Raw genomic sequence first — 20,927 nt, forward strand, 5'->3', positions numbered from 1 at the left:
GGCCGGGCGCCTACGCGGTCACAGGACCCCCGTGCCGAGCGGTCGGCCCTCGGTCGCTCCGGGGAGCACCAGGTACAGACCGGTGCCCCGGTGCTCGGTGAAGGGGTGCAGCGGGTCCTTCCTGGCCAGCAGGTTCTGGGTCCGCGTGAACAGGCGGGGGTCGTCCATGAAGGCGAGGAAGAGCAGCCCCTGGTCGCCCCGGTCGTCGGCGTAGGCGAAGCCGCGTCGCAGCATCCGGTCACCGTCGTGGCTCCGGGCGTGCGCGAGCGCCATGTGGGAGTCGTCGGGGATGACCGGGTCGCCGTCGGCGGTCACCGCCGCGAAGTCCGGTTCGTCGGTCTCCCTGTCCTGGCCGAGGGGCGCCCCGGTGTCCTTGTGCCGCCCGATGACGCGCTCCTGCTCCGCCACGGGCAGCGCCTCGAAGCCGTCCACATCCATGTGGATACGCCGGTAGACCAGGTAGGTGCCGTCCCTCTCGGCCCCCTCGCCTATCCACACGAACCGTTCGGACTCCTCCGCCGTCGGGTTGGAGATGCCGTCCTTGTGCCCGAACAGGTTGCGGGAGGCCCCTCCTCCCGGCGCCGGGGCGACGAACCCCCTCTGCCGCCAGCGCGGCGGCATGGTGTCCTCCGCGGCCTCGGTGAGCAGGTCGGCCGCGGTGGCCACGGTCCAGGCGTCGTCGGCGCACAGTTGCACGACCAGGTCGCCGCCGCTGAGGGCGTCATCGATCCGGTCGCCGGGGAAGGCCGGGAAGTCGGTCAGGAGCGCGGGCCGGGACACCCCCATCCGGTCGAAGGCCGTGCCGCCCAGACCCACGGTCGCGGTCAGGCGGGAGGTGCGGGCGTGCGCGAGGACCTCCGGCGCCTCGCCCCGGTCGAGGACGGACGTCAGCTCCCGGGTCCACGTGTCGAGGACACCGCGCAGCACCCGGCGCGCCCGGGCGCCGTCCGCCCCCTCCGGCAGGTCGAAGGCGGCCAGGAGGAGGTCGGACTGGTGCGGTGTGGTCACCCCCGCCTGGCGCGGCCCGCGGAAGGGCGGCCCGTCCGCGACAGCCGTGGCGCCGCTCGCGGCGTGCGACGCGGAGGGGCGGGCGGCGACGGCCGCACCCGCCGCCAGCCCGAGCGTCGAGGCGATCAGTCCGCGCCGGGTCGGAGGGGCGCCGTGCCAGGTCCGGGCGGGGCGGTGCGGTGAGCTCATGGGCAGCCGTTCTTCGAGCGGAGGACAGACGACGTCGCCGGCCGTCGACCCAGGCCGAGATCCCACTCAGTGTATTTCCATCGGCACTTTCGGTCACAGACGTGCGTGCGGCGCGCTGCCAGCCGCGGAGCGTCCGGCGTTCGTCCCGCACGACACGTTCGCGGCACCGTGAGGCGCCCACCACGAGCGTCCCGGCCGGGTGCGAGCACTCCCCACACCCGGCCGGTGAGCGGGTCACCAGGTCAGATGGCCGACAGGGCGGCCGTCGGCGACATGCGCGCCGCCCGTGCCGCGGGGTAGGCGCCAGCGACCGCGCCCACGAGGACGGTCGCGCCGGCCGCCCCCGCGAGCACCCACGGCGGCAGCGCCGTCGGCCAATCCCGATAGGCCGCGAAGACCGCGGTGGCCACCCCGCCCAGGACCGCGCCTCCGACGCCGCCGAGCCCCGCCAGGAGGACGGACTCGCCGAGGAACTGCCACCGGATGTGCGACCGGGTCGCCCCCAGGGCCCTGCGCAGTCCGATCTCCGAGCGGCGCTCCAGGACCGCGATGACCATCGTGTTGGCCACACCGATCCCGCCGACCAGCAGTGCCACCCCGCCCAGCCCCACCAGGAGCGCCGTCAGGGTCTCATCGGCGGCGGCCTGGGCGGCCAGTGCGTCCGAGGGCCGGCTGACCTCTACCTCCTCAGGGTGCTCGGGGTTGACCGTGGCCGGCAGCACCGCGCGGACCGCCTCCACGGCGGACTCGCCGGACCGCTCGTACACGTTGGTCGGGGAGCCGTCGAAGTCCAGCGCCTCCTCGGCGGCGGACCAGCCGACCAGGGCCGCGGTGTCCAGCTCCGGCGCGAGCGCGACGGGGGCGAGGATTCCGACGACCGTGAACCACTCCCCGCCCAGCCACACCTGGACCCCGGTGTCGGTGATCCCCATCCGCTCGGCCGCCGTCGCCCCCAGCACGACGGTCGGAAAGGCCGCCTGGGCGTCGTCGAGCCAGCGGCCCGAGGCCACCGTGCCCCCGACCGTGTCCAGCAGGTCGGTCCGCGCGGCGGCGACCGTGAGCCCGTTGGTCTGGCTCTCCTCGATCCGGTCACTGCGGTACACCGCGGTGTCCGGGACCGTGCCGATCGCGCTGACGGCGCCCACCGGTCCGATCCGGGCGATCATGTCGACGCTGTCCTGAGGAAGGGTGGACTCCCCGCCGCCGATGAGCTGCTGCCCCGCGGAGACCGTGAGCAGGTCGGTCCCGAGCTCGCGGAGCTGTGCGTTGACCTGTTCCCTGCTGCTGGCGGAGATCCCGACCACGGCGACCATCGCCGCGATGCCCACGGCGATGCCCAGGGCGGACAGCACCGCGCGCAGCGGCCGGGTGCGCAGACCGGAGAAGGCGACACGCACGGTGTCACGGGGGCGAAGCCGCGAGGGCGCGGGTCCCGGCGCGCTCACGATCGCCCCCCCGTCCTGGTGTCAGACTCGATCCGGCCGTCCAGGATGTGCACCTGGCGGGGCAGTTCGGCGGCCACACCGTGGTCATGGGTGATGACGACGATCGTGGTGCCCGCCGCGCACAGCGTGTGCAGCAGCTCCAGGACCACGGCCCCGGACGCGGAGTCCAGGGCGCCCGTGGGTTCGTCGGCGAGCAGCAGGGGCGGCTCGCCGACGACGGCGCGGGCCAACGCCACGCGCTGGCGCTGGCCGCCGGAGAGCTCCTCGGGGCGGTGGTGCACACGGTCCGTCAGGCCCACGCGCTCCAGCGTCCGCCGCGCCCGGGCTCGCCGGACGTGCGGCTGCAACCCCGTGTAGAGCAAGCCGTCGGCGACGTTGTCCAGCGCGCTCACGCCGGGCGCGAGGAAGAACTGCTGGAAGACGAATCCGATCCGGCGGGCGCGCAGCGCGGACAGTCGGTGGTCGGCGAGGCCGCCGACGTCGTACCCGTCGATCCGGACCACGCCCTCGTCCGCCCGGTCGAGCGTGCCGAGCACGTTCAGCAGGGTCGACTTGCCCGACCCCGACGGGCCGACGACGCCGACCATCTCGCCGGGGTCGATCCGCAGGCTGACGCCGTCCAGCGCCCGGACCGGCGGATTCCCCGGGTAGACGCGATGGACGTGTTCCAGGAGGACGACAGGAGCGCGGTCGGAGTCGGTCGCGCCGGGGTCGGAGACCGCGGCGGGGGATGCGGTGCTCCCGGTACTCGTCCTCATCGGCCCGCCACCCCCACGACCGTGCCCTCCTCGATACCCTCGCCGCTGACCTCGACGCGGCCGTCGGCGTACAGCCCGGTCTCGACGGGGACGATCGACGTGGTGCGGTCATCGGCGACGACCTCCAGGCCGTATCCGCCCTCAGCCAGCGCCAGCAGGGCGCTGACCGGTACGGACAGCACGTCCTCGGCGTCGGCCACCGCCAGGACGACGTCGACCGGACCACCCAGGAGCGACGCGTCGACCTCCTCCGCGAGCGTGACCTCGACCTCTGCCACGGAGTCCTCGGATCCTGAGGAGTTCTCCTGGGCGTCGGGGTCGGCCACGACCGAGACGGACGTGATGGTGCCCGTGACCCCCTCCCCGCCGGGCAGGACGACGGACACCTCGTCGCCGTTCGCCATGTGCGCCAGGTCGGAGACATCGGCCTCCAGAGTGGCGATCTGGTCGCCGCCCGAGACCGTGAGGACCTCCGTGCCCGGGGCGGTCGCCGTTCCGACGTCGGCGGCGACCTCCTCGACCCGGCCCTCGCCGGGGACGAAGACGACCTCCGGCCGGGAGACGTCGCCGGTCTCCTCCGCTCCGGTGTCCTCCTGCCATTCCAGGACGGCGAGCTGTGTGTACCAGGTGTACTCGCCGTCGACGTCGAATCCGTCGTAGCCGAGCGCGGAGAGGTTGGCCTCGAGCTGTTCGACGTCGGCCCCGATGTCGCCCGGCTCGAGGTCCCGGTACATGGGGACCGTTCCGTACAGCGCGGTGACCGGAGTCTCGTCCAGGCGGTAGAGCTCGGTGCCGCGCTCGACCGTCGACGCCTGCTCGGCCATCCTGGTGACGGTGCCCTGGGCCGAGGCGGTGACGGACAGGGGCGAGCCGTGTCCCAGGGTCGCGTCCCACGACTCGGTGGCCGAGATCGTGCCCCGTGTGACGGTGTCGGTCGCGTCCGCAGCGGCGGCCTGACCCTCCGCCTCGGTCGCGGCGCCCCGCTCCAGGAACCAGTAACCCGCTCCCGCCGTCACCAGGGCGACGGCTCCGGCGGCCACCGGCAGCCACAGCCTCCGTCGGCGCCGAACCCGGCCGGTCCCCGGCCCAGTGTCCTGGGAGTCCCCGGTCTCCGAGGTCTCCGAGGGGTCCACGTCACCGGCGGCGTTCATCGTGTCCACAGTGTCCGCTGTGTCGGGAGTGCGCCGATCCGCCTCGGTACGCGCGCCCCGACGCCCTGGGGCGTCGCCTACTCCGCTGTCGAACGCGATCATCCGGCGTTCTCCCCGCGCTCCTCACGCAGACCGCTCAGATTTCCTTCACAGGCCTCCTGGGCTTCCTCGAAGTCCGGGTCGTCGGCGATTTCCGGGGTGAGGCTGATTCCCCCGCCCGACTGCGGATCCTCGAACGCCTCCACACCGTTCTCGCGCATGCACTGCGCGAACTCCAGCACTTCGTCACGCGTCTCCGCCTCCTGCTCCTCGGATACGCGCGGAGCGAACTCCTCACAGGCCGCCATGGCCTCCTCTGCCACCTCGGCCTGGTCCTCCGGGATTCGGAGCTGCAAACGCCCCTCCGAGTCCGGGTCGCCGACTTCCAGGCCGTTCTCGCGCAGGCACTCGGTGTACTCCAGCGCCGACTCTCCGTCGCTGAGCGGCTCCTCGGACGCCGCGGCTTCCTGCGAGTCCCCTCCGGCCGAGGCGATGCCGAGGTCCTCGTCACCGGAGGCGCAGCCGGTCAGCAACAGGACTAGCGCCAGCGGCGGGCCCGCCAGCGCCATGAACGCTCGTGATCGCATCGTCGTCTCCCGAGTCCGTGCGGCCGACCGGATATCGGCCGTCGACGCCGATACAACGCCGCGGCCCGTTTCCCCTGCGTTTCCGTCCCGACCGCGAGAGCGCTAACAGCGAGGAAACAACCCGGTTTGCGACCATGGACGCGGACCGAGGGGGTGACGGCACGTGCGTGTGCTGGTGGTCGAGGACGAGTCGATGCTCGCCGACACGATCGCGGAGTGGCTGCGCGGCGAGTCCCACGCCGTGGATGTCGCCAACGACGGGGCGGCGGCCCTGGAACGGGCCGACGTCAACGACTACGACGTCGTGGTCCTGGACCGGGACCTGCCGTACGTCCACGGCGACGACGTCTGCCGCGAGCTGGTCGCCGCCGGGGGCGGGACACGGGTTCTGATGCTCACCGCCGCCGCTGAGGTGGGCGAGCGGGTCGACGGACTCGCGCTCGGCGCGGACGACTACCTCACCAAGCCCTTCGCCCTGGCCGAGCTCGCCGCGAGGGTCCAGGCCCTGGGCCGCCGCTCCCGTCCCGCCGCGCCGCCCGTGCTGCGCCGCGCCGGGCTGAGCCTGGACCCGGCCCGCCACGAGGTTTTCCGGGACAGCCGCTACGTCCCGTTGTCCAGGAAGGAGTTCGCCGTCCTGGCCGAACTGCTGCGCGCGGACGGGGCCGTGGTCTCGTCCGAGTACCTCTTGGAGAAGGCATGGGACGAGCACGCGGACCCGTTCACGGGGGCGATCCGGCTGGCGGTCCTGAAACTACGCCGCAAGCTGGGCGAACCGCCGGTCGTGGAGACCGTCACGGGAGTGGGGTACCGGATCCCGTGAACGTGCTGAGGGCGGCGGCGCGCGGGTTCGTGCCGCGCCGGATCTCGCTGCGCAACCGCCTGACCCTGCTCTTCGGCGGGCTCTTCCTCATCGGGGGAGGGCTTCTGCTGGGCACCACCTATGTCCTGTTCCAGCAGGGGCTCGAAGAACCCGGAACGCTCATCGGCATGACTGTGCCCCCGGTGGGCGCGGAGTCAACCGGCGCCAGGGGGCCCCTGCCACCGGCCGAGGCCGAGGAGATGTTGGTGCGGTTCGCCACGGAGTGGCAGGAGGAGGAGCAGGAGCGGCTGCGGGAGAACGCCTCCACGTCCCTTCTCACCCGGGGTGGGGTCGCGCTGCTCGTGGTCGGCGGTGCGGCTACCGTTCTGGGCTGGCTGGTCGCGGGCCGGGTCCTGCGTCCGCTGCGCCGTGTGACCGACACCGCCCGCCGGATCGCCGCCGTCCCCGCCGCCGACCGCGGCCTCCACGAGCGCATCGACATGACCGGGCCGGAGGGCGAGGTGCGGGACCTCGCCGTCGCCTTCGACACCATGGTCGAGCGGCTCGACCGCTCCTTCGACGGTCAGCGCCGCTTCGTCGCCAACGCCTCACACGAGCTGCGCACCCCGCTGACCCTGAGCCGCGCCCTGGTCGAGCTGGCCGTGAACCGCGCCACCGCCTCCGAGGACGTGCGGCGGTTGGGGGAGGACCTCCTGGCGATCAACGCCCGCCACGAGCGGCTGATCACCGGCCTGCTCCTGCTGGCCGGTTCGGAGAACGAGATCCCCGAGCGCCGTCCGGTGGACATGGCCGACATCGTCTCCCACGTGGTCGCGCAGGTCGCGCCGGAGGCGGAGCGGGCGGGGGTCTCCGTGGAGGAGGACGCGGCGGAGGCGCCGACGCTCGGTGACGCGCTGCTGTTGGAGCGGCTGGTGTCGAACCTGGTGGAGAACGGTGTCCGGCACAACCGCGCGGACGGCGGCCGGGTCCGCGTCACCAGCCGGGTCGTGGCCGACGACGACGTCGCGGAGGTGGTGGTCGACAACACCGGCCCGGTTGTCCCGCTCTACGAGGTTCCCGCCCTGTTCGAGCCCTTCCGCCGTTTGGGGGCGGACCGGCTGGTCACCGCCAAGGGTGCTGGACTCGGCCTGTCCATCGTGCGCTCCGTGGCGCGCGCACACGGCGGCGACGTCGTCGCCCGCCCACGCGAGGACGGCGGTCTGACGGTGACCGTGCGCCTGCCCCTGAGCCATGAGCACTCCGGCCGTGAATCGTGATCCTGCTGCTCGGGACCTACGCGGAGACGGGCTCGGGCTCGGAAAACCCGTGGATCATCGGTCAGATCAGACAGCTCCGATCCAGGGACGATCCGGACCGCCGCGCGCGACCGCGGCCCGGCCGACACGACGGCGACCCGGAGGAGTCAGCGGACCGGAGTCACACGCAGGTCCGCGATCAGCCCCTCGACGAGCTTCCTGATCTCGTCGCGGATGGGGCGCACGGCCTCCACGCCCCGACCCGCCGGGTCGGGCAGCGTCCAGTCCAGATAGCGCTTGCCGGGGAAGACCGGGCACACGTCGCCGCAGCCCATGGTGATGCAGACGTCGGAGGCCTCGACGGCGTCGGCGGTGAGGACCTTGGGCTTCTGGTCGGTGACGTCGATGCCGACCTCCCCCATGGCCTCCACGACGGCGGGGTTGATCGTCTCGGCCGGGGCCGAGCCCGCCGAGCGCACCTCCACGCGGTCGCCGGCCAGGTGCCGCAGCCAGGCGGCGGCCATCTGGGAGCGGCCCGCGTTGTGGACGCAGACGAAGAGCACGGACGGGGCGTCGGCCATGGGGTCCCACCTTTCTTCCCGGGTCTGACCCGGTCGTCGGTCAGGGCCAGTGCGCGACGCGCACCAGCCTCGAAGGGTATGGCATCATCAGTGCATGATGATATCAGTCGACACTGATCTAATCAGGGTGCTGGGCGACCCGCTGCGCATGCGCATCGTCTCCCTGCTCGCCCACGAGACCCTCTGCACCACGCACCTGGTCGAGGAGACCGGAGCGAAGCAGACGAACCTGTCCAACCACCTGCGCGTCCTGCGCGAGGCCGGGCTGGTCGAGACCGAGCCGTGCGGCCGGTTCACCTACTACCGACTGCGCCCCCAGGCCCTGGAGGGCCTCGCCGGAGCCCTCGGCGACCTCGCCGCCACCGCCCGCCGGACCGCCGCCGCCGACACCAGGAGGGCCTGCCCATGACCCGCGCGGACACCGCGACCACCGCCTCCGTCGCCGCCAGGCTCTCCGCGCTGGACCGGTTCCTGGCCGTGTGGATCCTGCTCGCCATGGCCGTCGGCCTCGGCCTGGGCCGCCTGATCCCGAGCCTGAACGGCCTCCTCGCCGCGATGGAGGTGGGCGGGATCTCCCTGCCCATCGCCCTGGGCCTGCTGGTCATGATGTACCCGGTGCTCGCCAAGGTCCGCTACGACCGCCTGGACACCGTCACCCGCGACCGCCGCCTGCTCGTCTCCTCCCTGGCGGTCAACTGGATCGTCGGCCCCGCGGTGATGTTCGCCCTGGCCTGGATCTTCCTGGCCGACCTGCCCGAGTACCGCACCGGCCTGATCATCGTCGGCCTCGCCCGCTGCATCGCCATGGTCATCATCTGGAACGACCTCGCGTGCGGGCACCGTGAGGCCGCCGCCGTCCTGGTCGCGCTCAACTCCGTGTTCCAGGTGCTGGTCTTCGGCGTCCTGGGCTGGTTCTACCTCGACCTGCTCCCGGGTTGGCTGGGCCTGGACACCGACGGCCTGGACGTCTCCCCGTGGCTGATCGCGCTCAACGTGGTGATCTTCCTCGGCATCCCCCTGGCAGCGGGCTTCCTCACCCGCACGCTCGGTGAGAGGAGGATGGGCCGCGAGCGCTACGAGTCGGCGTTCCTGCCCCGGATCGGCCCCTGGGCGCTCTACGGTCTGCTGTTCACCATCGTCCTGCTGTTCGCGCTCCAGGGCGGCACCATCACCAGCCGGCCCCTGGACGTGGCGCGCATCGCCCTGCCGCTGCTGGCCTACTTCGCCCTGATGTGGTTCGGCACCTTCGCCCTGGGCAAGGCGATCGGAATGGACTACGACCGCACCGCCACGCTGGCCTTCACCGCGGCGGGCAACAACTTCGAACTGGCGATCGCCGTCGCCATCGCCACCTTCGGCGTCACCTCCGGCCAGGCACTGGCCGGGGTCGTCGGTCCGCTGATCGAGGTACCGGTGCTCATCGCCCTGGTCTACGTCTCCCTGGCCTGGCGGCGCCGGTTCGCCCCCGAACGGCGGTGACACGCCAGCCCTCCCCTTGGGAGGACGACCGCATGCGGTCGAGTCGACATGGCGCTTCGCACCGTTGTCGACTCCGCGCGCGGCAGGAAGGGCTCGGACGACTGGTGCACACCACTCGCAAGACGTGCGGCACCCTGCTGGCCGCCTTGGACGTCCACCCCCGGGTGGCTATGCGGATCCTCCGGCACAGCCAGATCAAGCTGACCATGGATCTGTACACCCAGGTGCACGACGACACGACCGTGGCCGCGCTGAAGAAGCTCGGAGGGAGCATCACCGGGGGAGGAGACGGCCCCTGACGTCGGGCCGCAGAAAGCCTGATGCAGTACTTTTCAGCAGTACGCAAAAGACCCACCAGACTTCTGGTGGGTCTTTTGGCTGGTGGGCGTACCAGGACTTGAACCTGGGGCCTCATCCTTATCAGGGATGCGCTCTAACCGACTGAGCTATACGCCCTCGTTCCTCGTGGAACTCTACCGCATCCCGGTGCGCGGGGCGAACCGGATGATGACGCGGAAGGGAAAGGGACACGGGCGACCGCGTCCCTCTTCACCTCCCATTTTACCGGGCTTCCCGAGTGCTCGTGCCGGGGCACGGCGCGGCCCCGGGGACGCCCCCCGGGGCCGGACGCGGCGCCTACTCCGCCTCGGTCAGCGTGACGTCCACGCCGCCGACCAGGTCGGCGACCAGGTTGTACACCATCGCGCCCACCGTGGACAGGGCGGTGATCAGCACGATGTTGAGCGCGCCCACCACGCCGGTGTACCCGAGCACCCGGCCCGGGGAGAACCACGCGGCCGGGTCGAGGCCCAGCTCGTCGTCGCCGCTCTCACCCTCCAGGAGCGCCTCCATCATGCTGGTCACCTCCTCGAAGACACCCAGCATGGACAGGGTCGCGTAGATCACCGCGACCGCGACGAACAGGATGATGAAGCACACCAGCGACACGACGAAGCTGAACTTCATCACCGACCACGGCTCCACGCGGGAGACCGTCAGGTGCGCCTTGCGGCTCGACATGGTCGCCTTCACGGCGCCAGGCCCCTCGGGGACCGAGGTCTCGGAATCGGTCACTGCCGTCTCTCCCGCCTCTGCGCGGTCCTCCACGGACTCCATCGCGGGGATCCCGGCTGCGGCCGTCTCGGTGTCCGGCTCCGGCTCGGCCTCGGTCTGCTCCGGCTCGTCGGCGGAGCCCTTCCCCTCGGCGGGAGGGGTCTCCTCGACGACCTCCGTCTCGACCGTGTCCTTCTCCGCAGCCTCGTCTCCGGCGGTCACCGCCGTGTCCGCTTCGGATTCGTTCGTGGGGGTGTTCCGCTGGTTGTCAGACATAGAAACGTTACCGCTGGACTTTCGTTGAGACGGGTGAATGCCGCGAAGAATACTGTCCCGTGGGGCTCACGAACGGAACCCCACGGGACCAATAGGACCTAACGCGCAGTCTAGGCCTCGGGGTTTCCTTCCTCGGTCACCGCGGACTCGGCCGTGTCGCCGGCCTCGCCCTCGTCGGCGTCCTCAGCGGCCTCGGCGTTGCGCGCCACGGCCACGATCTTGTTGCCCTTGTCGAGGTTCATCAGGCGGACGCCCATGGTGGTGCGGCCGGACTGCTTGATCTCGGCGGACCCGGTGCGGATGACGCCGCCGGCGGAGGTGATCGCGAAGATCTCGTCCACCTCCGGGTCGACCATCATCGCTCCGACCAGCTTGCCGCGCGCCTCGACGACCTTGGCCGTCAGAACGCCCTTGCCGCCCCGGTTCTGCACCGGGTACTGGTCGGCCGGGGTGCGCTTGGCGTAGCCGTTCTCCGTGGCCACCAGGACGTCGGAGGGCCCGTCCTCGGGGCGGATGACGTCCATGCTCAGCAGGTAGTCGCCCTCCATGAACCGCATGCCGATCACACCGCTGGTCGCACGGCCCATCGGGCGCAGCGACTGGTCGGAGGCCGGGAAGCGGATCGCCTGGGCGTCGCTGGAGATCAGCAGCAGGTCGTCGTCGGCGAAGACCAGCCGCGCCGCGATCAGCTCGTCGCCCTCGCGCAGGTTGATCGCGATGATCCCCGCCGACCGGGCGGAGTCGAAGTCCTCCAGGCGCGACTTCTTCACCAGGCCGTCACGGGTGGCCAGCACCAGGTACGGAGCCGCCTCGTAGTCGCGCAGGGCCATGATCTGCGCGATCTCCTCGCCCGGCTGGAACGGCAGCAGGTTCGCCACGTGCTGGCCGCGCGCGTCCCTGGCCGCCTCCGGCAGCTCGTAGGCCTTCGTCCGGTACACCCGGCCCTGGTTCGTGAAACAGAGGATCCAGTGGTGGGTGGTGGTGACGAAGAAGTGCTGGACGATGTCGTCCTGCTTCAGCTGGGCGCCGCGTACGCCCTTGCCGCCGCGCTTCTGCGCCCGGTAGTTGTCGATCCGCGTGCGCTTGGCGTACCCGCCGCGGGAGATCGTGACGACCACGTCCTCCTCGGCGATGAAGTCCTCCATGCGCATGTCACCCTCGAACGGGATGATGTGCGTGCGCCGCTCGTCGCCGTACTTGTCGACGATCTCGGCCAGCTCCTCGCGGATGATCGACCGCTGGCGCGGGTCCGAGCCGAGGATGTCGTTGTAGTCCGCGATCTGCGCCATCAGCTCGTCGTACTCCGAGGTGAGCTGGTTGCGCTCCAGCGCGGCCAGCTTGCGCAGCTGCATGTCGAGGATGGCGCGGGCCTGGATGTCGTCGATCTCCAGAAGGGCCATCAGGCCGGTGCGCGCCTCGTCCGCGGAGGCGCTGGCCCGGATGAGGCTGATCACCTCGTCGATGCGGTCCATCGCCCGCAGCAGCGCGCGCAGGATGTGCGCCCGCTCCTCGGCCTTGCGCAGCAGGTAGCGCGTCCGGCGGACGATGACCTCGACCTGGTGCTTGACCCAGTGCCGGATCATCTGGTCCAGGCGCAGGGTGCGCGGCACACCGTCGACCAGCGCGAGCATGTTCGCGCCGAAGGTCTCCTGGAGCTGGGTGTGCTTGTAGAGGTTGTTCAGCACGACCTTGGCGACGGCGTCGCGCTTGAGCACGATGACCAGGCGCTGACCGGTGCGGCCGCTGCTCTCGTCGCGCACGTCGGCGATGCCGGTGACCTTGCCGTCCTTGACCAGGTCCGCGATCTTCAGCGCCAGGTTGTCCGGGTTGACCTGGTAGGGCAGCTCCGTGACCACCAGCGTCTGGCGCCCGCGGCTGTCCTCCTCGACCTCCACGACCGCGCGCATGGTGATGGAGCCGCGGCCGGTCCGGTAGGCCTCCTCGATCCCGCGCTTGCCGACGATGAGCCCGCGCGTGGGGAAGTCCGGGCCCTTGATCCGCTCGATGAGCGCGTCCAGCAGCGCCTCGTCGCCGACTTCGGGGTTCTCCAGGAACCAGTAGACGCCGTCGGCGACCTCGCGCAGGTTGTGCGGCGGGATGTTGGTCGCCATGCCGACCGCGATGCCGGACGAACCGTTGACCAGCAGGTTCGGGAAGCGGGCGGGCAGCACGACCGGCTCGGCGGAGCGGCCGTCGTAGTTGGGCCGGAAGTCGACGGTCTCCTTGTCGATGTCCCGGAGCATCTCCATGGCCAGCGGGGCGAGTTTGCACTCGGTGTACCGCATGGCCGCGGCCGGGTCGTTGCCCGGGGAGCCGAAGTTGCCGTTGGGGTCGACCAGCGGCATGCGCATCGACCACCACTGCGCCAGGCGCACCAGGGTGTCGTAGATCGCGCTGTCGCCGTGCGGGTGGTAGTTGCCCATCACGTCGCCGACGACGCGGGCGCACTTGAAGAACCCGCGGTCGGGGCGGTACCCGCCGTCGTACATCGCGTACAGCACGCGCTGGTGGACCGGCTTGAGGCCGTCGCGCACGTCGGGGAGGGCGCGCCCGACGATGACCGACATGGCGTAGTCGAGGTAGCTGCGCTGCATCTCGACCTGGATGTCGACCGGTTCGATCCGATCCCTGACCGGGCCGCCGCCAGCGGAGTCCGCACCCTCAGGAGAGTCCGGGTTGTTCGCATCCGTCACGGATGTCGATCCCTTCTACGAAGCTTCGTTGAGCGTGGTTCTCCCGCCCGGCCGCCACCCGAGGGGGCGCGACCCGGGCGGCACGGACTAGATGTCCAGGAAGCGGACGTCCTTGGCGTTGCGCTGGATGAAGGAGCGCCGGGACTCGACGTCCTCGCCCATGAGCACGCTGAACATCTCGTCCGCCTGGGCCGCGTCGTCCAGGCTGACCTGGAGCAGCAGACGGCGGTCGGGGTCCATCGTGGTGTCCCACAGCTCGTTGGCGTTCATCTCGCCCAGACCCTTGAAGCGCTGGACCATGTCGCGCGGACGCGGGTCCTTCTTCCCGGCGGCGATCCCGGCCTCGATGACCCGGTCGCGTTCGGCGTCGGAGAAGGCGTAGCCCGCGTCGCTGCCGCGCTGGTCCCACTTGATCTTGTACAGCGGCGGCGACGCCAGGTAGACGTGACCGGCCTCGACCAGCGGCTTCATGAAGCGGAACAGCAGGGTCAGCAGCAGGGTGCGGATGTGCTGGCCGTCGACGTCGGCGTCGGCCATGAGGATGATCTTGTGGTACCGCAGCTTGCCGGCGTCGAAGTCCTCGTGGATGCCGGTGCCCAGCGCGGTGATGATCGCCTGGACCTCGTTGTTCTTGAGGATGCGGTCGATCCGCGACTTCTCGACGTTGAGGATCTTGCCCCGGATCGGCAGGATCGCCTGGTGATGCGGGTCGCGGCCGCCCTTGGCGGAGCCGCCGGCGGAGTCGCCCTCGACGATGTAGAGCTCGCACTCCTCCGGGTTGGTCGACTGGCAGTCGGACAGCTTGCCGGGGAGGGAGGTGGACTCCAGCAGGGTCTTGCGTCGGGTGAGGTCGCGCGCCTGGCGGGCGGCGATCCGGGCACGGGCGGCCTGGCTGGCCTTGGAGACGATGTCCTTGGCCTCGCCGGGGTTGCGCTCGAACCAGTCGCGCAGGTGCTCGTTGGTGACCCTCTGGACGAAGGACTTGGCCTCGGTGTTGCCGAGCTTGGTCTTGGTCTGGCCCTCGAACTGCGGGTCGGCCAGCTTGACCGAGATGATCGCGGTCAGACCCTCGCGGATGTCGTCCCCGGTGAGGTTGTCGTCCTTGTCGCGCAGCAGCTTCTGGTCGCGCGCGTACCGGTTGACCAGGGTGGTCAGCGCGGAGCGGAAGCCCTCCTCGTGGGTGCCGCCCTCGGCCGTGTTGATCGTGTTGGCGAAGGTGTGCACGGACGAGGTGTAGGACTGGTTCCACTGCATCGCGATCTCGACCGAGATGCCCTCGCCGTCCTCCTCGAAGGAGATGATCGACGCGTGCGCCGCCTCCTTCTTGGCGTTGATGTGCCGGACGAAGTCGGACAGGCCCTCGTCGTAGTGGAACGTGTTGACCGTCGGACCGTCGTCGGTGTGCTCGGGCCGCTCGTCGCGGATGGTGATGGACAGCCCCTTGTTGAGGAAGGCCATCTCCTGCATCCGTCGGGCGAGGGTCTCGAAGGTGAAGACCGTCGTCTCGAAGATGTCGCCGTCGGGCCAGAAGGTGATCTGCGTCCCGGTGTCGTCGGTCTCCTCGCCCTTGACCAGTTCACCGGTGGGCGCGGTCATCTCGTAGTGCTGCGTCCAGACGTGGCCGTCCTTGCGGATCTCCACGTCCAGGGCCGTGGACAGCGCGTTGACGACGGAGACGCCCACGCCGTGCAGACCGCCGGAGACCGCGTAGGACTTGCCGTCGAACTTGCCGCCCGCGTGCAGTGTGGTCAGCACGACCTCGACGGCCGGACGCTTCTCCACGGGGTGCAGGTCGGTGGGGATGCCGCGGCCGTTGTCGGCCACCCGCACGCCGCCGTCCGCCAGCAGGGTCACCTCGATGGCGTTGGCGTGACCGGCCAGCGCCTCGTCGACGGAGTTGTCGACCACCTCGTAGACCAGGTGGTGCAGGCCCCGCTCCCCGGTGGAACCGATGTACATCCCTGGGCGCTTGCGTACTGCCTCAAGCCCCTCAAGAACCGTGATTGATCGAGCGTCGTAGGCCAAGTGGGAACACCCTCCTGCTGGGGACGCCTGCCGGCCGTGGCCGAGCGGACGGCGGTCAGCCCGCGGGGCGGTGACCGAAGGGGTCGGCGTACCGCGACACCAGGGGGATCACCACATCACCGTACGGGCCGTCCGCCCACCCTCTCCTGGGGGCGTGGGACCGGCTACAGGCATCTGAAGAACCGCCTCCATGATACCCCGCGCGGTGCGACAAATGAGCATTCGCGGCGCTGTGCCGCTCGACAACGAACGTTCAGGGAGGGAGACGACTCCCTCCACGCGGGTGGGTCCTCTCGCAAGTTCCGGTGCGGTTCAGTGGCCGTTGGCTCACACCGCCCCGGCCGTCGCCCCGGCGGCGCCCGAACCGCCCCCTCCGTGCTGCCCGAAGGTTCGGGGCGCCCCTAAACACCGCCCCGACCTGCGCGAACGCACACCCGTGGGCGGTCGGAGCGGTCACCGGCGGCGGGAGCCGGGACCCTTGACGTCGATCGAGACGACCGTTCCCTCACCGAGTTCCTCGTTCAGGCGGCGCATCAGATCGCGCACCATCGATCGCCCGAGGGCGGCACTGGTCGGCGAATCGGCCGCGACGACGAGTTCGCCCTCCGCATACCTCACCGGTCGGAGATGTTGGGCGTTGAAGTCGCCGACGATGTCCGCCCACCGGCCGAACACTCCGCCGACCGCGACCTGCTCCTGCCAACCGTGCTCGACGAGCCATGCCCGGACGGCGTCGCCGAACAGCTGGGGCTCGTTGCGTGACCGGATCCGGCCACGCGCGCGCCGGCGGGGTGCGCCCCGGGGCACCGCCCCGCGCTCGCGCGCCTCGGCCCGGGCGCGGGCGAGCGCCTGCCGGGCGAGGTCGGCGCCGGACACGGCCGGCGCCGTCGGAGCGGCCGGGGCGGGCGCCGCCGGGTCCGGGGCGCCCACGGCGGGAGCCGCCGCGCCGCCGCGGGCGTTGTCCACAGGGTGTGGACGGTCCTGCCCCAACCCCGTGCCCGCGCCCGCGATCCCCTCGCGGCGGCCCACAGGCTGTGGACGGCCCTCACGCATGCTCGACCACCCCCGCGCTCACCGTGAAACGGACGCCGTCCAGCTCCTTGGGGATGTCGTCGGGCACCGCGGCGGTCACCAGGACCTGTTCGGCGTCGCGCACGCGCTCGGCCAGGCGGCGGCGGCGTTCGGTGTCGAGTTCGGCGAACACGTCGTCGAGGATGAGGACCGGGTCGTCGCCGTCCGCCCGCAGCAGGTCGAACGCGGCGAGCTTGAGCGCGAGCGCGTAGGACCAGGACTCGCCCTGGCTCGCGTACCCCTTGGCGGGCAGGTCGCCCAGCTGGAGGTGGAGTTCGTCGCGGTGCGGCCCGACGAGGCTGACCCCGCGCTGGAGTTCGCGGTCCCGGGCCTCGGCCATCGCCGCGCGCAGGGTTTCCACAAGCTGTGGACGGTCGGCGGGCGGCTCGCCGCCCTCGGGGTCGGCCGAACACCGGTAGGCGGGCACGGCCGGTCCCCCGGAATCGGTCAGGCCCGCGTAGGCGTCCGAGACGCGCGGCCGGAGCTCGGCCACGAGCGCCAGCCGCGCCGCCAGCAGTTCCGCCCCCGTCTCGGCCAGGTGGGCGTCCCAGACCTCCAGGGTGCTGAGGTCGGGCTCCGAGCGCTGCCGGAACATCCGGCCCGAGGCCGACTTGAGCAGGGCGTTGCGCTGCTTGAGGACCCGGTCGTAGTCGGAACGCACCCCCGCCATCCGGGGGGTGCGCGCCACGAGGAGGTCGTCGAGGAAGCGCCGCCGTTCCCCGGGGTCGCCCTTGACCAGGGCCAGGTCCTCGGGGGCGAACAGCACGGTGCGCAGGATCCCCAACACGTCCCTCGGGCGTCCGGCAGCGGACTGGTTGATCCGGGCGCGGTTGGCGCGGCCCGGGTTGAGCTCCAGGTCCACCACCATGTGGCGGTCGTCGCGGACGATCTTGGCCCGGATGACGGCCCGGGGCGCGCCCTGGCGGATCAGCGGCGTGTCCGAGGAGACCCGGTGGCTGGCGAGGGTGGCCACGTAGCCGACCGCCTCGACCAGGTTGGTCTTCCCCTGGCCGTTGGCGCCGACGAACACGCTCACGCCGGGGCCGAGCTCCAGCAGGGCGTCGCCGTAGGACCGGAAGTCGACCAGTTGCAGATGGGAGACGTACATCCGGCCCTCCTCCTGGGACGGTGGCGCTGGACGACGGACGCGGGGCCCGGGGACGGCCCGCGGGAAGCCCGGACGGGCGCGTCCTCGGAGCGGTGGGGATCAGTCCCGGGAGGGAGTGCGCGGGTCCGGACCGGACTTGGTCACGGCGTGCCCGCCGAACTGCTGGCGCAGGGCCGCGACGACCTTCATCGCGGGGCTGTCGTCCTGGCGGGAGGCGAACCGGGCGTAGAGCGCGGCGGTCATCGCGGGGGCGGGGACGGCGTGGTCGACGGCGGCCTGCACCGTCCAGCGGCCCTCCCCGGAGTCCTGGGCGTAGCCGCGCAGCCCGGAGAGGTCGGGGTCCTGCTCCAGGGCGCGGCTGAGCAGGTCGAGCAACCAGGAGCGGACGACCGTCCCCTCGCGCCAGCTCTCGAAGGTCCCCGGGACGTCGTCGACGATCCCGGACGCGGCCATGAGCTCGAAGCCCTCGGCGAAGGACTGCATCATGCCGTACTCGATGCCGTTGTGGACCATCTTGACGAAGTGCCCGGCGCCGACGGCCCCGGCGTGCACGAAGCCGCCGCCCTCGTCGGGGGTGAGGGACGCGAAGACCGGACGGGCCCGCTCGACGTCCGCCGCCGGACCGCCGACCATGATGCCGTAGCCGTTCTCTCGGCCCCAGACGCCGCCGCTGACGCCGACGTCGAGGTAGCCGACGCCCTTGGCGCCGAGCTGCTCCGCGCGGGCGCGGTCGTCGACGTAGTGCGAGTTGCCGCCCTCGATGACCAGGTCGCCCTCCTGGAGGAGGCCGCCGAGCTCGTTGATGGTCGCGGCGGTCGGGTCGCCGGAGGGCACCATCACCCACACGACGCGGGGAGCCTCCAGGCGGTCGACCAGCTCGGCCAGGCTCTCGACGTCCCGTTCGTCGGACGAGACGTCGAAGCCGACGACCTCGTGGCCCTTCTCCCGGAGCCGGGCGGCCATGTTGCCGCCCATCTTGCCGAGACCGATCATTCCGAGCTGCATGGCAGTGCTCCCCTTAGCCGCCGGTGGACAGGTGGGCGCCGTCCGGTCCGGGCGGTGGCCGCGGACGCGGGACGGCAGACGCGAGTCAATCGAACCGAACCCGGACCGGTCAGCCGGACAGGCGCACCGGCATGATCAGGTAGCGGTACTCGGGGTCCGCACCTTCCTCCGCGGGCTTGCCGGTGAGGATCGCCGGTTTGGTCGAGGTGGTGAAGTTCAGGCGCGCCGTGTCGGTGCCGATGGCGCCGAGCCCGTCGAGCAGGAAGCCCGAGTTGAACGCGATCTGGATGTCGTCGCCCTCCAGGTCGGCCTCCAGGACCTCGACGGCCTGGGCGTCCTCGCCGGTCCCGGCCTCCAGGACCAGGCGGCCGGGGCTGAACGCCAGCCGGAGCGGGGTGTTGCGCTCGGCGACCAGCGAGACGCGCTTGACCGCCTCGACGAACTCGGAGCGGCTGACCTCGGCGACGGTGTTGAAGCTGTCCGGCAGCAGCGCGCGGTACTTGGGGAACTCGCCGTCCAGAAGGCGGGTCGTGGTGCGGCGGCCGCCGCCCTCGAAGCCGATCATGCCGTCGCCGGTCTCGCCGCTGGCGAGCGCGATCGACACCTCGGCGCCCGAGGTGAGCGACTTGGCGGTGTCGTGCAGCGTCTTGGCCGGGACGAGCGCGACCGCGGACAGATCGGGGTTCTCCGGCTTCCAGGTCAGCTCGCGCACGGCCAGGCGGTAGCGGTCGGTGGAGGCGAGCGTGATGGTCTCGCCCTCGATCTCGACGCGCACGCCGGTGAGCATGGGCAGCGTGTCGTCGCGGCCCGCGGCGACGGCGACCTGGCCGACGGCGGCGGCGAACGCGTCACTGCCGACGGTGCCGCTCACGCCGGGCATCTCGGGCAGGGTCGGGTAGTCCTCGACCGGCATCGTGGTGAGCGTGAACTTGGCGCTGCCGCACGTCACGACGGCTTTGGCGCCGTCGGTGGCGATCTCCACAGGCTGTGGAGGCAGGTTGCGGGTGATCTCGGCCAGGAGCTTGCCGGGGACGAGGACCGTGCCGGCCTCCTCGACCTCGACGTCGACCGCGGCCTGGGTGGAGACCTCGTAGTCGAAGCCGGACAGCCGCACCTGCTGGCGGCCGTCGAACTCGCCTGCGTCGAGCAGGACGCCGACGAGGACCGGGACCGACGGGCGCGTCGGGAGGGTGCGCGCGGTCCAGGCGACTGCGTCGGCCAATACGTCGCGTTCGACCCGGAACTTCACTTCGACTCACTTTCCGCACGACCGGTGGGCCGGTCGAAGCCTCAACGTTGCAGCTGGTGGGTCGGCCGAGGGCTCCGGCGCGGGCGGGGCCGCCGCCGGTGAGGGCGGGGGCGCCGCCGGGTCCGCCTCGGTTCCCGTGGGACCGCCGCCCGGAGGGGCTGCGGTGGACAGGGGCGAGACCACACGTTACCCGGATTCCTCCGCCGTCGCTGACGACTCGGTGGTGGACCGCCGCGGACCGCGGATCGGAGCGTTGTCCACAGATTTCCCGCGGAGCGGTTGTGAAGCCACGTTTGGGTTAATGAAGGTGCGTCGTAGTAGTAGGGCCTGTGGATAGTGTGGATAACCCTTGTTATTGCAGGTCAGCACGGAGATTTTTGTCCACAGGGCCTGTGGGTATCCCTGTGGGTAACTCGGAGGTTCTGTGGACGACCGATGTCGCCCACAGGTTGTCCACACTCCGTCCACAGCTGCGTCCACAGTTTTTCCCCGGGTTGTCCACAGCGGCTGGTGGTTCGGTGGTCGGATGGTGGGTCGGGGTGTCCACAGGGGGACCCCCGGTTACCCACAACCCCGGAGCACTTGTCCACAGGTTGTCCACATGGTTGTCCACAGAATTGACCCTCATCCTGTGGATAACTCAGCCGAGAAAGTGGAGAACTTTTTTTCCGAGTCCCCGAACAGATCTCCCGAACCAGGACGAACCGGTTGTGCACAGGTTTGTCCACAGCCCGGTGCGCGGTGTGTGCGGACGGGACGCGAACAGCCTGGACAGCGCCGCGGCCGAGCCCGGTGTGGGCAGCGCAACAGCGGCGACAAGCCCGGCGGTGCCGGGGAAAACGGTGTGGTACCGGACAGGGCGGTGCGTCCCCGGTGATCGCGCGGCGAACCCGGCGCGTCCCGCCCGTTGTCCCCAGAGCCTGTGGATAACCCCTTCGCCGAGGTGGCGGAGGGCCGCCGGGCACGGACGCGGAGGGGCGGCGGGACGGCGACGGGAAGGGCTGCCGACGAACGCCGGTGCGGACGGCCGGGAACGCGTCGGGGGGGGGGGCCCCCCCGGCCCCCCCCCCCCCCCCCCCGGGGGGGGGGGGGGGGGGGGGGGGGGGGGGATTTTAGGGGGGGGCGGTGGGGGGCAGGGGGTGTTTTTTGGCGGGG

18 protein-coding genes and 1 tRNA gene are annotated in these 20,927 nt (G+C 71.3%); 5 read left to right on the forward strand and 14 right to left on the reverse strand.

The genetic code is table 11. The features are described from left to right. Nucleotides 1–18 precede the first annotated feature (18 nt). The 5 genes from ACIBFB_RS25705 to ACIBFB_RS25725 all read right to left on the reverse strand — a co-directional run bounded on the left by ACIBFB_RS25705 (nucleotide 19) and on the right by ACIBFB_RS25725 (nucleotide 5,177). A complete protein-coding gene (locus ACIBFB_RS25705; protein ID WP_397234448.1) occupies nucleotides 19–1,197 on the reverse strand; it encodes a Dyp-type peroxidase in 1,179 nt (392 codons plus the stop codon). Between the two features lie 242 nt (nucleotides 1,198–1,439). After that, nucleotides 1,440–2,594, reverse strand: coding sequence for an ABC transporter permease (locus tag ACIBFB_RS25710; RefSeq protein ID WP_397234450.1), 1,155 nt, complete (start codon nucleotides 2,592–2,594; stop codon nucleotides 1,440–1,442). Nucleotides 2,595–2,638: 44 nt separating this feature from the next. Continuing rightward, nucleotides 2,639–3,400, reverse strand: coding sequence for an ABC transporter ATP-binding protein (locus tag ACIBFB_RS25715; RefSeq protein WP_397234452.1), 762 nt, complete (start codon nucleotides 3,398–3,400; stop codon nucleotides 2,639–2,641). Next, nucleotides 3,397–4,551 (reverse strand): peptidoglycan-binding protein, encoded by a 1,155-nt coding sequence (locus ACIBFB_RS25720; RefSeq protein WP_397234454.1) that lies wholly within the window; start codon nucleotides 4,549–4,551, stop codon nucleotides 3,397–3,399. Before ACIBFB_RS25720 ends, ACIBFB_RS25715 begins: the two co-directional genes overlap by 4 nt. 98 nt (nucleotides 4,552–4,649) lie before the next feature. Beyond that, entirely contained in the window at nucleotides 4,650–5,177 is a 528-nt protein-coding gene (locus tag ACIBFB_RS25725; protein WP_397234456.1) for a hypothetical protein, read from the reverse strand. 163 nt (nucleotides 5,178–5,340) lie between these two features. On the opposite strand from ACIBFB_RS25725, the gene ACIBFB_RS25730 reads away from it, so the two are divergent. Beyond that, nucleotides 5,341–5,997, forward strand: a complete 657-nt coding sequence (locus tag ACIBFB_RS25730; protein ID WP_397234458.1) for a response regulator transcription factor — start codon at nucleotides 5,341–5,343, stop codon at nucleotides 5,995–5,997. Beyond that, nucleotides 5,994–7,253 (forward strand): sensor histidine kinase, encoded by a 1,260-nt coding sequence (locus tag ACIBFB_RS25735; protein WP_397234460.1) that lies wholly within the window; start codon nucleotides 5,994–5,996, stop codon nucleotides 7,251–7,253. Before ACIBFB_RS25730 ends, ACIBFB_RS25735 begins: the two co-directional genes overlap by 4 nt. 146 nt (nucleotides 7,254–7,399) lie before the next feature. On the opposite strand, the gene ACIBFB_RS25740 is transcribed toward ACIBFB_RS25735, so the two are convergent. Further along, nucleotides 7,400–7,813: an arsenate reductase ArsC gene (locus ACIBFB_RS25740; protein ID WP_397234462.1), complete on the reverse strand. Its 414-nt coding sequence runs from the start codon at nucleotides 7,811–7,813 to the stop codon at nucleotides 7,400–7,402. Between the two features lie 94 nt (nucleotides 7,814–7,907). Here ACIBFB_RS25740 and ACIBFB_RS25745 point away from each other — a divergent pair, with 94 nt between their 5' ends. The 3 genes from ACIBFB_RS25745 (at nucleotide 7,908) to ACIBFB_RS25755 (ending at nucleotide 9,591) form a co-directional block, all read left to right on the forward strand. Continuing rightward, nucleotides 7,908–8,222 (forward strand): ArsR/SmtB family transcription factor, encoded by a 315-nt coding sequence (locus ACIBFB_RS25745; RefSeq protein WP_397234464.1) that lies wholly within the window; start codon nucleotides 7,908–7,910, stop codon nucleotides 8,220–8,222. Next, entirely contained in the window at nucleotides 8,219–9,292 is a 1,074-nt protein-coding gene (gene arsB, locus ACIBFB_RS25750) for an ACR3 family arsenite efflux transporter (protein WP_397234466.1), read from the forward strand. The genes ACIBFB_RS25745 and arsB overlap by 4 nt, the downstream gene beginning before the upstream one ends. Nucleotides 9,293–9,396: 104 nt before the next feature. Beyond that, complete coding sequence (locus ACIBFB_RS25755; RefSeq protein ID WP_397234468.1) at nucleotides 9,397–9,591, forward strand: hypothetical protein; 195 nt, start codon at nucleotides 9,397–9,399, stop codon at nucleotides 9,589–9,591. An 80-nt stretch (nucleotides 9,592–9,671) separates the two neighbouring features. On the opposite strand, the gene ACIBFB_RS25760 is transcribed toward ACIBFB_RS25755, so the two are convergent. From ACIBFB_RS25760 to dnaN, 8 genes are all read right to left on the reverse strand, one after another. Continuing rightward, nucleotides 9,672–9,748, reverse strand: a tRNA-Ile gene (locus ACIBFB_RS25760). A 180-nt stretch (nucleotides 9,749–9,928) separates the two neighbouring features. Next, nucleotides 9,929–10,621, reverse strand: a complete 693-nt coding sequence (locus tag ACIBFB_RS25765; protein ID WP_397234470.1) for a DUF3566 domain-containing protein — start codon at nucleotides 10,619–10,621, stop codon at nucleotides 9,929–9,931. A gap of 110 nt (nucleotides 10,622–10,731) precedes the next feature. Beyond that, the gene (gene gyrA, locus ACIBFB_RS25770; RefSeq protein ID WP_397234472.1) at nucleotides 10,732–13,314 is read right to left on the reverse strand and encodes a DNA gyrase subunit A; all 2,583 of its coding nucleotides are present in this window, start codon (nucleotides 13,312–13,314) and stop codon (nucleotides 10,732–10,734) included. A gap of 87 nt (nucleotides 13,315–13,401) precedes the next feature. After that, a complete protein-coding gene (gyrB, locus tag ACIBFB_RS25775) occupies nucleotides 13,402–15,339 on the reverse strand; it encodes a DNA topoisomerase (ATP-hydrolyzing) subunit B (protein ID WP_397234474.1) in 1,938 nt (645 codons plus the stop codon). 453 nt (nucleotides 15,340–15,792) lie between these two features. Further along, nucleotides 15,793–16,269, reverse strand: a complete 477-nt coding sequence (locus tag ACIBFB_RS25780) for a DUF721 domain-containing protein (protein WP_397234486.1) — start codon at nucleotides 16,267–16,269, stop codon at nucleotides 15,793–15,795. Nucleotides 16,270–16,384: 115 nt separating this feature from the next. Next, a complete protein-coding gene (gene recF, locus ACIBFB_RS25785; RefSeq protein WP_397234476.1) occupies nucleotides 16,385–17,518 on the reverse strand; it encodes a DNA replication/repair protein RecF in 1,134 nt (377 codons plus the stop codon). A 99-nt stretch (nucleotides 17,519–17,617) separates the two neighbouring features. Continuing rightward, a complete protein-coding gene (gene gnd / locus ACIBFB_RS25790) occupies nucleotides 17,618–18,523 on the reverse strand; it encodes a phosphogluconate dehydrogenase (NAD(+)-dependent, decarboxylating) (RefSeq protein WP_397234478.1) in 906 nt (301 codons plus the stop codon). 109 nt (nucleotides 18,524–18,632) lie between these two features. Beyond that, nucleotides 18,633–19,772 (reverse strand): DNA polymerase III subunit beta, encoded by a 1,140-nt coding sequence (gene dnaN / locus ACIBFB_RS25795; RefSeq protein ID WP_397234480.1) that lies wholly within the window; start codon nucleotides 19,770–19,772, stop codon nucleotides 18,633–18,635. Nucleotides 19,773–20,927 lie beyond the last annotated feature (1,155 nt).

Origin of the sequence: Nocardiopsis sp. NPDC050513 (assembly GCF_044457925.1) — a bacterium.
Classification (GTDB): Bacteria; Actinomycetota; Actinomycetes; order Streptosporangiales; family Streptosporangiaceae; genus Nocardiopsis.

What these genes read in the sequence shown, in the direction of transcription:
- recF (WP_397234476.1), bottom strand. Translation starts at nt 17,518, where the DNA reads ATGTACGTCTCCCATCTGCAACTGGTCGACTTCCGGTCCTACGGCGAC.
- ACIBFB_RS25705 (WP_397234448.1), bottom strand. Translation starts at nt 1,197, where the DNA reads ATGAGCTCACCGCACCGCCCCGCCCGGACCTGGCACGGCGCCCCTCCG.
- arsB (WP_397234466.1), top strand. Translation starts at nt 8,219, where the DNA reads ATGACCCGCGCGGACACCGCGACCACCGCCTCCGTCGCCGCCAGGCTC.
- ACIBFB_RS25745 (WP_397234464.1), top strand. Translation starts at nt 7,908, where the DNA reads ATGATGATATCAGTCGACACTGATCTAATCAGGGTGCTGGGCGACCCG.
- gnd (WP_397234478.1), bottom strand. Translation starts at nt 18,523, where the DNA reads ATGCAGCTCGGAATGATCGGTCTCGGCAAGATGGGCGGCAACATGGCC.
- ACIBFB_RS25740 (WP_397234462.1), bottom strand. Translation starts at nt 7,813, where the DNA reads ATGGCCGACGCCCCGTCCGTGCTCTTCGTCTGCGTCCACAACGCGGGC.
- ACIBFB_RS25725 (WP_397234456.1), bottom strand. Translation starts at nt 5,177, where the DNA reads ATGCGATCACGAGCGTTCATGGCGCTGGCGGGCCCGCCGCTGGCGCTA.
- ACIBFB_RS25720 (WP_397234454.1), bottom strand. Translation starts at nt 4,551, where the DNA reads ATGAACGCCGCCGGTGACGTGGACCCCTCGGAGACCTCGGAGACCGGG.
- ACIBFB_RS25765 (WP_397234470.1), bottom strand. Translation starts at nt 10,621, where the DNA reads ATGTCTGACAACCAGCGGAACACCCCCACGAACGAATCCGAAGCGGAC.
- ACIBFB_RS25715 (WP_397234452.1), bottom strand. Translation starts at nt 3,400, where the DNA reads ATGAGGACGAGTACCGGGAGCACCGCATCCCCCGCCGCGGTCTCCGAC.